This is a genomic window from Tangfeifania sp., assembly GCF_055108615.1.
The window spans coordinates 26148-41525 of the sequence record NZ_JBSQIC010000006.1 but is presented as its reverse complement, the minus strand read 5'-3'; the positions used below and the strand labels follow the sequence as shown (position 1 = coordinate 41525).

Here is a 15378-nt window from a genome sequence, read left to right as displayed (position 1 = left end):
ACAATTAAATTCCAAAAATCAATCAGCAAATTACAATCAAATTCCAATAACTCAAATGCAAAACTCCAAAGATGTTGAATTTCATTTGTTTAAAAATTGGTGCTTATTTGGAAATTGAAATTTTGAGATTTAAAATTCATTTATCACTGTCAAGCCCAAATTTTCAAACTTATCCATATTCATCAACGCCTGCGGAGCTTCGGCAAGCGAAATGTTTTTGCCCACCAGTTGCTGCGGTTTCAGTTTGCCGGAGCGAATCATTGCAAATATTTCATCGTAGCGAAATGCCTGCATGCCGTGGCTGCCAATTATTTCCAGTTCATTGGCCACCACCTGGTCCATCGGCACTTTCGGGTGTTTGTGGTCGCCGGTCATAAGCCCCACCTGAATATGTTTTCCGCGTTTGCGGAGGCAGGCCACCGAGTTGAAACAGGTTTCCTGGCTGCCCAGCGCATCGAGCGAAACATGGGCACCACGGCCGGTAACTTTTTTAATTTCCACATATTCGGCAAACGAGCCCCAAGCTGTGAATCCCGGCTGAAACTGGTTGTCGCACACCTGCTGATTACCCGGCAGGCACTCCGGACGATGCCCGCAGCCGCCCACAAACGGAACGGTAACCCGGTCGCCGTACTTCCAGTTTTGGATGCCCTGACCAACTTCCACCACAACACCTGCCAGCTCGTGCCCCGGAACATGTGGAAGCGCAATGTCAGGATCGTGGCCCATCCAGCCATGCCAGTCGCTGCGGCACAAACCGGTGGCTTCCACCTTTACAATTACACAGCCTTCCGATATTTTTGGGTCGGGGACTTCTCGAACTTCTCCACTGGCCCCTGAAACTGTTCGTAATAAACGGCTTTCACTTTAATGATCTAAATCGTTAGCTATTAAAAATATGCTAAATTATCCTCATGGATTTTGAGATATAGAAATATAAAAGGTACAAAAAAAAGTTACTGGCAAATAATACTCTCTGAATTACGGGTTAATCTGATTTAGCCCGGATTATTCACAAATAATCCTCCCGAAGCCTCGGGACGACTAAGATTCAGTAATCCCGAATTCTCGGGACAACTTCATCTAAGTCGGGATTAACCTGAACTTTATTCATATTTTCAAAATTTATGAATAGTTCAAGTTAGAATATTTTGTCCGTAATGGAATAAATAGTAAAATTCCATTCACAATAAAAGCTGTAATAATCACAATATTTCCAATCAACGGGTCTCCCCAGACATTGATAATTTTCCCGGTGAGTGCTACAAAACCACCCGCCAGGATTGCCGCTGTTAATTGTGGTTTTACCACTTTTAGCTTCAGCAGGCCGGCCAGCATGGGCGCTACAAAAGCCCCGGAGAAAAACGTGAGCGCCAGCAGCAGTGATTGCAAAATGGAGGTCACAAAAAGTGCCACAACAATGCTTAATCCTCCCAAAACAACAATCAATATCCGCGTTAATTTCAGCGAACTTCTTTTATCCGGGTTGCCCGAAATTAGTTCGCTCAAAATCAGCGATGAGGTGAGCAGCGTCGTGTCGGCCGACGACATAACAGCCGAAAGCAGCGCGGCGAGAAACAGGCCGTAAAACCAGCCGGGCAGCAATGTGTGTGCAAATGCCAGGATCTCTTTCTCGCCTGATTCGCCCGAATAAATTCCCAAATAAGTCAGCAAAAAGGAAATGGGTAATAAAATGAATGCCACTGTCAAAATACTTCGTGTGGCTGTTTTTTCATTTTTGGCACAAAACACACGCGAATAAATATCGGGTCCCACCACAAATGTAACCGAATAGGTAAGCATTAGGATAATTAAATCGAGCACCGAAAACGAGGCATTAAAAAGCGAACTGAAATGAAGGGTTTCAAAAGTGCCGGCACCGTTTTTTTGCAGCGAAACAAAGGTGAGTGCCGACAGTCCGAACACAATTAAAACGGACTGCAGTGTATCGGTTTTCAGGATACTCATCTGACCGCCAATCAGTGTGTACAAAATAAAAACAGCCCCGGAAATAATGGCCGCCTGGTTGTAGCTGATCACATCCAGACCGGCAATGATTTTGGCCGCGGCAATAATCTGGGCAGCTACAATTCCAAGCCATGCCACCGGAATAATCACTGCGGAAATTGTTTCGGCCCTTTTCCCAAAAAAATGCCCCAGTAATTCAGGTAGCGTGTATTTCCCATAACGGCGCACGTATTTTGCCAGCGGGGTCAGCACAAACAAACCGAGCGCGGCACAAAACAAAAACCACAACGCCGGCCAGCCTGTTTGCTGGCTCAGTTCAATGGTTCCCAAAATGGCAGAACCTCCCAGAATAGTGGCGAGCAGACTTCCCGAAACCGGGAGCCAGCCTGCATTTTTGCCTGCCACGTAATAATCCGACGGGCTTTTTATTTTGAAAGCCGAATAAACGCCAATCAGCAAAATGAGTATGAAATAGATAATTATGATAGTTACCGGCTGCATATCGTTATCATTTTGAATGGGCAAATATCGGAATTTCTAAAGCAATATTGTATTTTAGCTACCAAATTGAAAATCTAATCATGAAACGAATCATTTTTCCGCTTGCTGCGATATTGTTAATTTTGGCCTCTTGTAATTCAAAAAACGAAGTTGTGCCACCAGTTGCGAAAAAAATTCCAAAAGAACTAACCACGCACGGTCATACCCGGGTTGACAATTATTACTGGATGAACCAGCGCGAGAATCCCGAAGTGATTTCGCACCTCGAAGCAGAAAATGCTTACAAAAAGGCGGTGATGAAACACACCGAAACATTGCAGGATGAGCTGTTCGACGAAATTAAATCGAAAATTAAGCAGGAAGATGAATCAGTTCCCTACAAAAAGAACGGTTTTTTTTATTACACCCGCACGGTTCCTGAAACAGAATACTATTTGGTGTGCCGTAAAAAAGGTTCGCTCGATGCCGAGGAGCAGGTGATGCTGGATGTGAACAAAATGGCCGAAGGTCACGAATATTATCAGTTGGGCGGTTCTTCTGTCAGCCCAAACAACAAATTGCTGGCGTTTGGCGTGGATACAGTCAGCCGCCGCAAATACACCGTTCATTTTAAAAACCTGGAAACGGGTGAAATTCTGGAAGATGCCATTCCGATGACCACCGGCGGAGCGGTGTGGGCCAACGACAACAAAACCGTTTATTATGTATTGAAAGACGATGTGACGTTGCGATCGGAACGAATCATGAAACACGTGTTGGGGACTCCCGTGGAAGACGACGAGGAAGTTTTTTACGAAGACGATGAGACGTTTTCTACCTTCATTTACAAAACCAAGTCGCAAAAATATTTGATTATCGGCAGCGAGAGCACATTAACTTCGGAATACCGTTTCCTGGATGCGGATAATCCCGAAGGCGAATTCAAAATTATACAGCCACGCACCCGCGAGCTGGAATATTCGGTGGATCATTTTGGCGATTACTTTTACATTCGCACCAACCTCGATGCACTTAATTTCCGGTTGATGAAAACGCCGGTAACAGCCACCGAAAAAGAGAACTGGGAAGAAGTGATTCCGCATCGCGAAGATGTGTATTTCTCCGATTTCGAAATTTTCCGCGATTACCTCGTGGTTTCCGAACGGAAAGAGGGACTTACCGAACTGCGGGTAATGCCGTGGGAAAACGGCGATGAATATTACATTGAATTCGATGAGGAAGTGTACACCGTGCGCCCCAATGTGAACCTCGAGTTCAATACAAATGAATTGCGTTTCAGTTACACCTCGCTCACTACGCCCAACTCCATTTTCGATTTCAACATGAAAACCCGCGAACGCAAGTTGCTGAAAGAGGAAGAAATTCTGGGCGGTTTCGACAAAAATGATTACGTCACCAAACGGATTTACGCGCCTGCCCGCGATGGGGAAAAAATTCCCATGTCGCTGGTTTACAAAAAAGGCCTGGAAAAAAATGGAGAAAATCCGGCGCTGATTTATGGTTACGGTTCCTACGGTTACACCATCGATCCTACTTTCCGGCTTTCCATCTTGCCCCTGCTCGACCGTGGTTTTGTGTATGCCATTGCGCACATCCGCGGCGGACAAATCAACGGGCGCAAATGGTACGAAGACGGGAAACTGCTGAACAAAATGAACACCTTCACCGATTTCAACGACTGCGCCCAGTACCTGATCAGTGAAGATTACACCAGCGAAGAGAAACTGTTTGCCAAAGGCGGAAGTGCCGGCGGTTTGCTAATGGGTGCCTGCATGAACATGCGTCCCGACCTTTATAAAGGTATCATAGCCAACGTGCCGTTTGTGGATGTGGTGACGACCATGCTCGACGAAACCATTCCGCTCACTACCAGCGAATACGACGAATGGGGAAATCCGAATATTGAAAAATTCTACTACTACATGCTTTCCTATTCTCCGTATGATAATGTGGAAGCCAAAGATTATCCGGCGCTGCTGGTTACCACCGGTTTGCACGATTCACAGGTGCAGTATTGGGAGCCGGCAAAATGGGTGGCCAAACTTCGCGAATTGAAAACCGACGACAATCTCTTAATTTTCCACATCAACATGGATTACGGGCATGGCGGGGCTTCAGGAAGGTTCCAGTGGATAAGAGATACCGCACTTGAATATGCGTTTATTTTTGATCAGTTGAAATTAAAATAAAATTCTGTTGTGCAACATCGTTATTCACGTCAAAAAATAATTATTTTTGTAATCACCGTGTTCGTACACGGCATTTTCAATCCTGTAACTAAATTGTAATAAAATGAACAAATTTATTTTTTTTATCGCGGCACTATTTGTTTTCGGTGCATGTGCCACAAAAAACGACGATGGTTGGACTGAACTTTTTAACGGAAAAGATTTATCGGGCTGGAAACAGCTAAATGGCGAGGCAAAATACGAAGTGGTGGACGGAATGATTGTGGGAACTACCGTTTTAAATACGCCAAATTCTTTTCTTGCTACAGAAAAAAACTATTCCGATTTTATTTTTGAAGTGGATTTGCTGGTGGAAGAAAACATGAATTCCGGCATCCAGTTCAGGAGCGAAAGCAAACCTGATTACATGAATGGACGTGTTCACGGTTACCAGTGTGAAGTAGATCCATCAGACCGTGCGTGGAGCGCCGGTATTTACGACGAAGCCCGCCGTGGTTGGTTGTATCCGCTTAGTTTGAATCCTGAAGCTCAGCCGGCTTTGAAAACGGGAGAGTGGAACCACTACCGAATCGAGTGCATTGGAAATAATATTAAAACCTGGCTCAATGGTGTGCCGGCTGCTCACCTGATTGATGATATGACAAAAGAGGGTTTTATTGCTTTGCAGGTTCATGGAATTGGAGACAACGAGGAAAAAGTAGGTCATCAGATAAAATGGAAAAATATTCGAATTAAAACTGAAAACCTGGAGCCTTCTCCAAGTGAAGGCATCTACGTGGTAAATCTGGTTCCGAATACATTGGCCGATGCTGAAAAAGAAAAAGGTTTCAAATTGCTGTTTGATGGTAATTCAACCGATAATTTTAAAAGTGTAAACGGCGATGATTTTCCTTCGAAAGGTTGGAAGGTTGAAGATGGAGTGCTGACAGTTGTTGGGAGCGGTGGCGATCCGGACAAAAAAGGTGGCGATATTGAAACACGTGAAAAGTTTGGCCCGTTTGAGCTGAAATTTGATTTTAACTTTACTGAAGGTGCCAACAGCGGAATAAAATACGGATTGGGCAACAACGGACCGACAATTGGCCTGGAGTACCAAATTCTGGACGATGAAAATCATCCCGATGCCAAAAACGGAATCGATGGAAACCGCACACTGGCTTCATTGTACGATTTAATCCCTGCCGAAAAACAAGGCCGTTTTGTAAAAGGACCTGGCGAATGGAACCGCGGTCGCATTGTTCTTTATCCCGATAACAGGGCAGAACACTGGCTCAACGGTCGGAAAGTGGTTGAATTTACACGTGGAAGCGAAAAATTTAATGAACTGGTTGAAGCCAGTAAATTTGCCGGTAAAGAAGGTTTTGGAATGGCCGAAGAAACTCCAATTCTTATCCAGGATCATAACGACACAGTTCATTTTAGAAGTCTTAAAATAAGGGAGTTATAAACCATGACTAACAGAAGAAATTTTTTAAAAGCTGCCGGAATTGGTTTGGCAGCAGCAACGGTGCCCGGGCTGGCAAATGCCACCGTTCCAGGAGCAACTGGCAAAAAAAATAAGTTTGATTTTCAGTTGGGAGTTGCATCCTACTCGCTTCGGAATTTCAATCGTGAGCAGGCTCTTGACATGACGGTGCGTTGCGGAGTCGATCGTATCTGTTTTAAAAGTATGCACCTTCCGCTCGACTCGGATCAAGCTGAAATTAAAAAAGCAGTTGCCGATTGCAAAGAAAAAGGAGTTACACTTTATGGCGGAGGCGTGATTTACATGAAAAACAAAGAGCAGGTCGATCAGGCTTTTGAATACGCCAAAACCGCCGGAATGGACATTATTGTCGGAGTTCCGAACCACGATTTGCTCAATTATGTGGAAGAAAAAGTGAAAGAATACGACATCAAACTCGCTATTCATAACCATGGGCCGGGCGATGAGTTGTATCCGAGCGCCGAAAGCGCTTACAATCTTATCAAAAATCGCGACGAGCGTATGGGATTGTGCATCGACATCGGCCATACAAAACGCATTGATCGCGATCCCGAGCAGGATGTGAAAGATTTTTCTGACCGTGTTTTTGACATTCATATTAAAGATGTAACAGCCGCCAAACCCGAAGGGAAAACCTGTATCATTGGCAGGGGTGTCATCGATTTTCAGTCATTCCTGAAAGCTGTGGATGAACTGGGCTACAAAGGAACACTCGCGCTTGAATATGAAGCCGACGGAAATGATCCGCTTCCCGGAATGATGGAATCGTTTGGCTACACCAAAGGGGTGCTGACTATGTTGTAAGGGATTAAAAGTATGATTATAAAAATGTATACGAATTTATAACCTTCAATATTTAGGTATTTTACTGTAGTGCTTTGCAGGCAGATGAAATATAAAACTCACCCTGATACGTCTTGCGACGTATCGTCCCTCTCTTCTTGAAGAGAGGGAAAAGAGGGAGAGTTAAAATCATTAAAATTGAAAATCTAAAACAGAAAAATATGAGTTCAAACAGAAGAGATTTTATACGAAAAGTAACAGCTGGTGCCGCCGGAGTTGCAGTGGGTGGTTCGGCAATGGGGATGTCGGCAAAAAGTTACAGTAAAATTATTGGAGCCAACGACCGGATAAATGTTGCAATTGTTGGATTGGGAAGACGACTGGGAGCTTATTACGCTCCGGTAAGCCGGAAAGAAAGCAACGTGGAACTGGCTTACCTTTGCGATGTCATGAAAAGCCAGCGCGAAAAGGCTGCCCGCAAATTTTCGGAATACATTGATTATAAACCAAAACTGGAAAACGATATCCGGAACGTAATTGATGATCCGGACGTTGATGCCATTTTCAACGCCACGCCCGACCACTGGCACACACCCGGCTCGGTGATGGCCATAAAAGGCGGTAAACATGTATATGTTGAGAAGCCATGCAGCCACAACATGTTCGAAAATGAAATCCTGGTTGAAGCCGGGAAAAAATACAACAGAGTGGTGCAGATGGGTAACCAGCAGCGTTCGTCGGGCCACACCAACGAGATTATAAATGAGATTCATAACGGCGTAATCGGTACGCCCTACAAGGCTGTGGCATTTTATACCAACCGCCGCGGAGAAGTTCCGGTTCAGAAAAGAGTTCCGGTGCCCAATGGACTCGACTGGAATCTGTTCCAGGGACCGGCACCGCGCCGCGAATACACCGAGGAAACATGGGACTACAACTGGCACTGGTATGGCTGGGATTACGGAACAGCAGAGTCAGGAAATAACGGAACGCACGAACTGGATGTTGCACGTTGGGCACTTCAGGTTGATTTTCCGATGCACGTGGATGTGGAAGCCGCAAAACGTCATTTCATGAACGACGGATGGGAAATGTACGACACCATGTACGCCACGTTTAAATTTGCCGGCGATAAAGTCATCAACTGGGATGGTAAAAGCCGCAATGCCTACGACACGTATGGCGGAGGCCGCGGAACAATTATCTACGGAAGCGAAGGGGCTGTTTTTGTGGATCGTGGAAAATATATTCTGTACGACCGCGAAGGCAAAAAAGTAAAAGACAGCGAATCGTCATCCAACGAAGCCGGAACGGCACTTGGCGGTGGTGGCGACATGACCACAACCCACGTAATGAACTTCTTCGACGGAATACGTGGCAAGGCTAAACTTACTGCGCCCATAGACGATGCCAGCGTCAGCATGGCCATGGTACACTATTCCAACATTGCCTACCGCATTGGCAAAGGATTCGATATTGACGAACGGAACGGCCGCATGTTCGACCGCCATGCCATGAAACTGTGGAGCCGCGAGTACGAACCGGGCTGGAAACCTACTGTTTAATTTCTGAATAAAACAGATTCATGATTAATATTTCCCCGGTTGATTTCAGCCGGGGAATTTTTTTATTACTTGCTTATTTAACCAAAGTTGTCTAAATTTAACCCTGAACATCAACCGAAAACCATTGAAAGAAACACCCGCCATAGAATTTCAAAATGAATTTGCCGGATTCCCGGAAAATCTCACCGCGGTTGGGCGGTATTTCCAGGAAAATTTACGATCAGTAAAGCCACCTAAATATGAACATATCCTGCAACCAGTTGGGGGGTGGAATTGGAAAATAGGAACAGATAAATAAGTTAACGCCAAGCTTGAAAATCAGGCAATACACAAAATAACTATCTTTACATTTATGAAAAAAGATATACAAAAAAATCAAAATAACCTGATTGACAACATTAAAGAAATTATTTTCTCCGCAAGAAAATCAGTAGCAATCAATGTAAATAATGAGTTAATTACAGCGTACTGGAATATTGGAAAAATAATTATCGAGAATGAAAAGGTTAATAACATTGACAATTCATCATCAAGACAAATAATCCTTGAATTATCCAAATAATTAACCGAGGAGATTGGAAAAGGATTTTCAAGGTCGAATCTTTTCAATATGAGAAAGTTTTACATGGAATACCCCGATGTCCAGACAGTGTCTGGACAATTAACTTGGTCTCATATATGTGAACTCCTGATTATCGAAGATTCGCAAAAGAGAGGATTCTACGAAAAAGAAACAATCAACTCATCTTGGTCAGTCCGAGAGTTAAAAAGACAAATTGATAGTTCTCTTTATGAAAGACTACTTCTTTCAAAGGGAGAAACCAACAAAAAGGAACTTTTGGAACTATCTCAAAAAGGGCAACAAATATTAAAACCTCAAGACATTGTAAAAATCCTTATGTTTTTGAATTTCTTGGAGTACCGGAACAAAAACCAATTTTAGAAAAGGAATTAGAGAAAAAATTAATCCGGCATATAGAAGACTTTTTATTAGAGCTCGGCAGAGGGTTTATGTTTGTTGGTTCACAACAAAGAGTAACAATTAACAACACACATTACTATGTAGATATGGTTTTCTACAATAAAATTCTTCGTTGTTATATTTTGATTGAGTTAAAAACCACCAAACTACAAATAAATCATGCCGGACAATTAAACACGTATTTGAATTATTTCAAAGCAGAGGTCAATGACAAAGATGACAATCCGCCTATCGGTATAATTCTATGTGCAGAGAAAGACGAAATTGCAGCAGAATATATTCTGGAAGGGTTAGAAAATAATGTATTTGCCTCAAAATTTACATACGTTTTACCCGACAAAGACGAACTTATTAGAGAATTAGAAAATGTAATAAAAGAATAAAAGCCGAGAGTTAACAATGTGTAAATTTAATCGCGGGCATGGCACTGATATTCAACCATTTAAACCGCTTCAATCTCGGTGTTTTAGGACAGTGAATCAGCCCGAAAACCGCACCTAAACTTACACGTAACCGTTGCTGATAATCTGAATAAAATCTTCCAATTTGCAAATTAAAACCACTAACTTTCTGTAAATTTCGAAAAAATATGAAAAAATCGAGAAGGGAATTCATAAAGAAATTGGCCATAGGCACTGCCGGAATTACCATAAACCCTGAAGGCTCGAAACCTTCAAGGTTTAAATAATTGACACCGAAGTAATTTGAACTAATTCTATTTATGGTAATTTGCTGAAATCGATTTCGGGTGCTTCATTACTTTTTTCCCTTTCAAAAAACGAATCGATGGGCGTTGTTTCGTTGAAGAAACCGCAGTTTTTCAGGAAAAAAGAGCTGTTTTCGGCACCTCCGGCATAATCGAGCCGGTTCCCTTTTCGAGCCGTGTTATCGGCTGTAAATTTCGCTTTTGTGATTTCAGTCCACTGGTTACTTGCGTCGTAAAACCACTGACTTGAGTAGTGACCTTTGCGTTCCATGTTTCCGGTATCAGGAATGAAATTTTCGAGGAAGGAGTGCAGCCGTGTTAAATGGGTATCGGTTTTTGGCCTTCTGAAGCTGGCAATCAACCGCCATTCATTTTCTTCGGGAGCAAAAAACCAGGCAGTGAAATCGGTTTCCCCGTTTCCGGTCGGTACACCTTTCAGCAAAAACCGGTACGTGTTTCCGGCTTTCCAGTTGTAACGCAGAAAACTTTGTCCGCCCGAGCCTTCATTCCCGAACTCGCCGGTGTAAACGTCTTTCCCTTTTTTCAGCAATACGATTCTGTCCTCTTCGGGAATTTCTTCCGGGTTGTCGGTTTGAAAAGGGCTCCAGACCGAAAACAGGATTCTGCGTTCGGTGGGCGAGTTTACCTGCATACCAAAGTATCCCTGGCCAAATCCGCAAGCCATAAAATACGAACCCATCACATCGTTATTTTCAGGCACAGTCACTTCATTGTAAAAATACCGTATGTTCTCTGCATTCCCGGGCAGCTGGTAGTTCAGGTGAACCGACGGGCCGCGGCGCCCCCAGTAGAATTCGTCTTTCACAAAATGAACCTGGCCCTGAGTGGCTTCGCCACCAATTAAAAACGACTCAATTTCGGGGAAGGTTGCTGCTGTTTTTTCAACGCCTTCAATTTCAATGAAATGATAACCGGGTTCATCAATCCCGAAGGTGCCAATGGCAATGGTATCGGCAAAATTATTTTCAACTATACTGTTTTTAGAAAATTTGCCGCACGAAACCTTTATGGTTGATGGCCCTCCGGGTGAGCGGGCAACCATCCCGAGGTGGAGTTTTCCGGTATTTTCTACCCTGAAATAGGTACGGATTTTTACATTTTCATCCGACCAGTTTTGAATACCTTCCGGATGAATCACTTCCTGGTTTTTCGATGAATTGTCAATCACCCAGCTGTTACCGGATGGGAGAATTGAATAGGAATAGCTGGTTTTTTCCGCTGTCTGCGATCCGGTTTCACAGTTGGCAAACAGTGTGGTAATTAAAAATAGTGTGGCGAATAAATTAAGTGTTTTCATTTTATCGAGATTTTTTAAGTTTTTCAATTTGTTCGTCGAGACTGGCTTTTGAATAGAATTGGTCGTGGCTGAAATTCAGAAATTTTAAAATTTTAAATGCATTGAATTTCTGAAAGAAACGGGTTTGAAATGATTTAAGCGAAGAGCAGTTTTGGTTTAGATCCTTAATATCTTCCCGGAAATTATCCTCAATTAAAAAATTGCCAACTGGTAGCGGGAGTTTCATCAGGAAAAGTTTGTAGTCTTGTTTTTCTACCAGGAAGAGTTGGTCCTTTACATCAAAAAAATCCTTCAAATCACCGAAGGCTTCAAAGTTGTAGGTTTGCGTGAGATCTTCTTTTCCTTCCATCCATTTTCGAAGAATGGGGCCCGTGCCAAATGGTACGCGGTTCGAGAGCCGGGCCGAAGGAAAAACCCTGGTTGTGTTGATTTGGCCAACCGGGCCGATTTGAGCCAGGTTTTGCAGGAAGTAAAAGTCTTCGCCTGCCTGCCTGCGGTTCATCCCGCCGCGTTTTACATACGCACCGGCAGTGACCGCGAAAGCAGAACCCACAGTAAACATGGGGTAAGGGTAACCGGTGTATTCCAGTGCTTTTTTATAGTACTCCATGTATTTTTCGTACAACCTGATTCCTTTAAGGTGTTTCCCGGTTAATTCTGCAGTTTGGTGCTCAAAGGCAATGGTTGCGCCGGGAACTTCAGGATGGCTGTCAAAATAATTTTCAATTTCAACGAGGTAATTGTTTTGCACCAGTGTATCGGCATCGAGCGAAACGAGAATTCCATCCGGTTTGTTAACTTCATTGAAGCGTCTTACGGCTTCGTCCATCCCACTTTTGCGTGCAAGGCCGGCACCGGCCCACTTCTTTTTCAGTTCAACCGGGCCAACAGTAAAAAAGGAAATTTTTTCGGTATCGTTTTCAGGAACCCACTCATCAATTTGTTGTTTTGTTTGTGCATTGAATTTCCGGATTTCTTCGGGTGCTGTTTCAGCATGATTGATGAGCACGATGACTTCAACATTTGATTTTGGGGGTTTGCAATTTTTCAACGAATTGAGCGTATCCAGTATTTGAGGTTCGCGGAAACACGGGATAACAATGCTAATGCCGGTTTTATCGGTAGGGGATTGCTGGATTAATGCTTTGTTGTTATTTTTTTTCAGGTACCGGCTGGCAAACATACTTTTTAATTTTTTTTTGAAGCTTGCAATTTCCGCAAAAAAAATCCGGGTATTGATCCCGGATTAATTACGATATCTTTCTGTAAAATTAATCTTCCTGTTCGCCTGAGTAGCGTTCATTTAGTGCCTTCAGTACTTCGGCTGTAAGGTTGTTTGCTTCATTTCCTATCAAAATTTCGGCACCGTTAAAAATATAGTCGTATTTTTTATTTTGGTTGTATTCTTCGAGGTAACCCAGCAAACTGTCTAAAATTTGCTCGTTGTTGGCAGCCTGAATTTCAGAAAGCTTTGCAGACAGTTCTTGGTCGAGCTGCATAATTTCCTGCTCTTTGCCTACCAGGCGGTCGCGTTCCTGAATGGCCCTTTGCTCGGTCAGGAAACCTCCGCGTTGCAGTTTTTCCTGAAATGCAGCGGCCTCTTTCTCAAACGTCTCCCGTTTTGTACCGTATTCCGAATTGTAAGCTTCCTGTTTTTTGGTGAATTCATCGTGCAGGTCTTGTGCCAGGTCGTAATTCAAAATTATTGAATCGGCTTTTACATAAGCAATTTTCAGTGATTCTCCACTCTGTTCTGCGGCCAGTTCTTGCTTAACAGCTTCTTTTACCGGTTCGTTTTTACCCGTAAAATACAAAATGTACAAAACGGCCACTGCAACCAACGACACAATTCCAATTATTGAAGATGTTCCTTTCATTATCTGTCAGCTTTATTTGTTTTTAAAACGCAACAAAGTTAATTTTTTCGGTTAAAAGCAACAGCGGTAACTGCTATTTTTTTCTTGACCTAAAAAGCAGTTTATATTTAATAAAACCTGTGTTAAATCATAACCCGGCACTGATAAACATCATTGAAATAGACATAATACAAATTGTATTTTTACCATAATAAATCAATGATGTTGAACTTTAAAGCTAAAAATGTTGAATAAACTAATTGCTAACGTTTTGCCCTACATGCCCGAAAAGTTGGTTTGGGTATTTTCGAAAAGATATATTGCAGGTGAAACAATTGAGGAAGGTGTTCTTGGTTCCAGGTTGCTCAACCAGCAAAATATTGATGTAACAGTCGATTTGCTGGGCGAATTTATCCAAACAATGGAAGAAGCCCTCGAAAATAAAAACAAATACCTGGAGATAATTGAGCGCTTTGCATCTGAGGAAATTACCGGCCATTTTTCGTTGAAACCTACCATGTTCGGCCTTTTAATCGATAAAGAGGCCTGCTACAGGTATATCCGGGAAATTGTGGCACTTGCCAGTCAAAAAGGAACATTTGTGCGTATTGATATGGAAGATTCGCAGTGTGTTGATCTGGAACTGGAGCTTTTCAGGAAACTATATCCTGAATTTCCTGCCCATGTGGGGTTGGTAGTACAAGCCTACCTGCGCCGCACTTTAGATGATTTGAAGGAACTGAATAAGTTGAATTCGGCTGAAAATCCACTGAATTTCAGGCTGTGCAAGGGAATTTATATTGAGCCTGAAAAAATTGCCTACAAAAATTTCAATGAAGTACAGCAGCATTATTTGGAAGACTTGGAGTTTATGTTCGAAAATAAAATGTACGCTGCCATTGCAACGCACGATAAATATTTGGTAGATAAATCACTTGAATTGATTGAGAAGTTCAATGTTGACAAAAGTATGTACGAATTTCAGATGCTTTACGGGGTAACACCCGATTTGCGGCAGTCAATCATCGATCAGGGGCTCCGCATGCGGGTGTATGTTCCGTTCGGAAAACAATGGTTTAACTACTGCACACGCAGGCTGAAGGAGAATCCGAAAATTGCTCAGCATATTATAAAAGCTCTTTTTGTGAGAGGGTGATTTTAAGGTTAAACAACTAGTAAAAGGATGGCGCGAGCCATCCTTTTTTCGATCCAATCATTTTCTGATAATCAATTCATCCAGTGGCCGTTTGGGTACATGGTGTACCTCATTTTTATCGCGCCAGTACTTAATTTTGTTATCCTTAGCCGTTTCCAGCTCTACTTTTTCAGCTGGTTTCCCGAGGGCAATCACCCATAAAATTTCAAGGGTATCGGGCAGTTTGAAGATTTTAGCCACTTTGCTCTTGCTTACCGTGCCAATAATACAGCCGCCAAAACCGTCTTCCACCGCACCGAGCAGGATGCTTTGAATAGCAATTCCGTCATCGCAGTGCACTCCATCAGCCAGCGATTTGTCTTTCAAAACGGCAATATAAGCCACCGGTTGTTCGCCTTCTGCCGGGCCGTTCCAATCTTTTAAATAACCGGCCCAGCCAAGGTGCGGAAATATGAGTTTATTGATTTTTTCGTCGGTGCTGAAGGCAAATTTTAAAGGCTGCAGGTTTCGTGCGCTTGGCGAAAAACGGGCCAGCTCTATCCATTTTTCAATTTTATCGGGGCTTATTTTAACAGTGGAATCAAACCGGCGGTAGCTGCGGTTTTTCATTATAAGGTCGCGTATCATTTTTTATTGTTTATTTGTTTTGTGAGTTAAAGTTACAAATTGATTTTTGAAATCAGGGAATAACCATTATTTTTAAACTGAAAAAGGATAAGGGAAAGTTACCTGAAAATAAGAAGTAATGCTGACCAAACTTAACCACTCTGAAATGGTAACTGCCTTATCCTTTCTCTTTTAACGCCACTTTCATTAATCTATTGTTTTGCCTGGGGCAAATGTCTGTTAATTCATATTAATTTTTAGT

12 protein-coding genes and 1 pseudogene are annotated in these 15378 nt (G+C 42.8%); 7 read left to right on the top strand and 6 right to left on the bottom strand.

The genetic code is table 11. The annotated features are described in order from the left end of the window. Nucleotides 1-129 precede the first annotated feature (129 nt). Nucleotides 130-780, bottom strand: coding sequence for an alcohol dehydrogenase catalytic domain-containing protein (locus ACTCNA_RS02585; RefSeq protein ID WP_462946375.1), 651 nt, complete (start codon nt 778-780; stop codon nt 130-132). A gap of 345 nt (nt 781-1125) precedes the next feature. Beyond that, nucleotides 1126-2469 (bottom strand): sodium:solute symporter family protein, encoded by a 1344-nt coding sequence (locus tag ACTCNA_RS02580; protein ID WP_462946335.1) that lies wholly within the window; start codon nt 2467-2469, stop codon nt 1126-1128. Nucleotides 2470-2549: 80 nt separating this feature from the next. On the opposite strand from ACTCNA_RS02580, the gene ACTCNA_RS02575 reads away from it, so the two are divergent. From ACTCNA_RS02575 to ACTCNA_RS02550, 6 genes and pseudogenes are all read left to right on the top strand, one after another. Continuing rightward, on the top strand, nt 2550-4658 hold the full coding sequence (locus tag ACTCNA_RS02575; RefSeq protein WP_462946334.1) for a S9 family peptidase: 2109 nt from the start codon (nt 2550-2552) through the stop codon (nt 4656-4658). A 103-nt stretch (nt 4659-4761) separates the two neighbouring features. After that, nucleotides 4762-6105, top strand: a complete 1344-nt coding sequence (locus ACTCNA_RS02570) for a 3-keto-disaccharide hydrolase (RefSeq protein WP_462946333.1) — start codon at nt 4762-4764, stop codon at nt 6103-6105. Nucleotides 6106-6108: 3 nt separating this feature from the next. Continuing rightward, nucleotides 6109-6948 (top strand): TIM barrel protein, encoded by an 840-nt coding sequence (locus ACTCNA_RS02565; protein ID WP_462946332.1) that lies wholly within the window; start codon nt 6109-6111, stop codon nt 6946-6948. 200 nt (nt 6949-7148) lie between these two features. Continuing rightward, nucleotides 7149-8492, top strand: a complete 1344-nt coding sequence (locus ACTCNA_RS02560; RefSeq protein WP_462946331.1) for a Gfo/Idh/MocA family protein — start codon at nt 7149-7151, stop codon at nt 8490-8492. Nucleotides 8493-8844: 352 nt separating this feature from the next. After that, nucleotides 8845-9435: pseudogene (locus tag ACTCNA_RS02555) on the top strand (DUF1016 N-terminal domain-containing protein). After that, the gene (locus tag ACTCNA_RS02550) at nt 9339-9857 is read left to right on the top strand and encodes a PDDEXK nuclease domain-containing protein (RefSeq protein ID WP_462946374.1); all 519 of its coding nucleotides are present in this window, start codon (nt 9339-9341) and stop codon (nt 9855-9857) included. The pseudogene ACTCNA_RS02555 and the gene ACTCNA_RS02550 overlap by 97 nt, the downstream one beginning before the upstream one ends. Nucleotides 9858-10193: 336 nt before the next feature. Here the strand turns inward: ACTCNA_RS02550 and ACTCNA_RS02545 are convergent, their stop codons facing one another. The 3 genes from ACTCNA_RS02545 to ACTCNA_RS02535 all read right to left on the bottom strand — a co-directional run bounded on the left by ACTCNA_RS02545 (nt 10194) and on the right by ACTCNA_RS02535 (nt 13375). Continuing rightward, nucleotides 10194-11498, bottom strand: coding sequence for a DUF3472 domain-containing protein (locus ACTCNA_RS02545; protein ID WP_462946330.1), 1305 nt, complete (start codon nt 11496-11498; stop codon nt 10194-10196). Between the two features lies 1 nt (nt 11499). Further along, a complete protein-coding gene (locus tag ACTCNA_RS02540) occupies nt 11500-12681 on the bottom strand; it encodes a glycosyltransferase family 2 protein (protein ID WP_462946329.1) in 1182 nt (393 codons plus the stop codon). 88 nt (nt 12682-12769) lie between these two features. Next, entirely contained in the window at nt 12770-13375 is a 606-nt protein-coding gene (locus ACTCNA_RS02535) for an OmpH/Skp family outer membrane protein (protein WP_462946328.1), read from the bottom strand. Between the two features lie 223 nt (nt 13376-13598). Here ACTCNA_RS02535 and ACTCNA_RS02530 point away from each other — a divergent pair, with 223 nt between their 5' ends. Beyond that, nucleotides 13599-14510, top strand: a complete 912-nt coding sequence (locus tag ACTCNA_RS02530; RefSeq protein ID WP_462946327.1) for a proline dehydrogenase family protein — start codon at nt 13599-13601, stop codon at nt 14508-14510. Between the two features lie 57 nt (nt 14511-14567). Here the strand turns inward: ACTCNA_RS02530 and ACTCNA_RS02525 are convergent, their stop codons facing one another. Then, entirely contained in the window at nt 14568-15137 is a 570-nt protein-coding gene (locus ACTCNA_RS02525; protein WP_462946326.1) for a nitroreductase family protein, read from the bottom strand. Nucleotides 15138-15378: the final 241 nt, after the last annotated feature.

What these genes read in the sequence shown, in the direction of transcription:
- ACTCNA_RS02540 (WP_462946329.1), bottom strand. Translation starts at nt 12,681, where the DNA reads ATGTTTGCCAGCCGGTACCTGAAAAAAAATAACAACAAAGCATTAATC.
- ACTCNA_RS02570 (WP_462946333.1), top strand. Translation starts at nt 4,762, where the DNA reads ATGAACAAATTTATTTTTTTTATCGCGGCACTATTTGTTTTCGGTGCA.
- ACTCNA_RS02545 (WP_462946330.1), bottom strand. Translation starts at nt 11,498, where the DNA reads ATGAAAACACTTAATTTATTCGCCACACTATTTTTAATTACCACACTG.
- ACTCNA_RS02535 (WP_462946328.1), bottom strand. Translation starts at nt 13,375, where the DNA reads ATGAAAGGAACATCTTCAATAATTGGAATTGTGTCGTTGGTTGCAGTG.
- ACTCNA_RS02575 (WP_462946334.1), top strand. Translation starts at nt 2,550, where the DNA reads ATGAAACGAATCATTTTTCCGCTTGCTGCGATATTGTTAATTTTGGCC.
- ACTCNA_RS02560 (WP_462946331.1), top strand. Translation starts at nt 7,149, where the DNA reads ATGAGTTCAAACAGAAGAGATTTTATACGAAAAGTAACAGCTGGTGCC.
- ACTCNA_RS02565 (WP_462946332.1), top strand. Translation starts at nt 6,109, where the DNA reads ATGACTAACAGAAGAAATTTTTTAAAAGCTGCCGGAATTGGTTTGGCA.
- ACTCNA_RS02525 (WP_462946326.1), bottom strand. Translation starts at nt 15,137, where the DNA reads ATGATACGCGACCTTATAATGAAAAACCGCAGCTACCGCCGGTTTGAT.
- ACTCNA_RS02530 (WP_462946327.1), top strand. Translation starts at nt 13,599, where the DNA reads ATGTTGAATAAACTAATTGCTAACGTTTTGCCCTACATGCCCGAAAAG.
- ACTCNA_RS02580 (WP_462946335.1), bottom strand. Translation starts at nt 2,469, where the DNA reads ATGCAGCCGGTAACTATCATAATTATCTATTTCATACTCATTTTGCTG.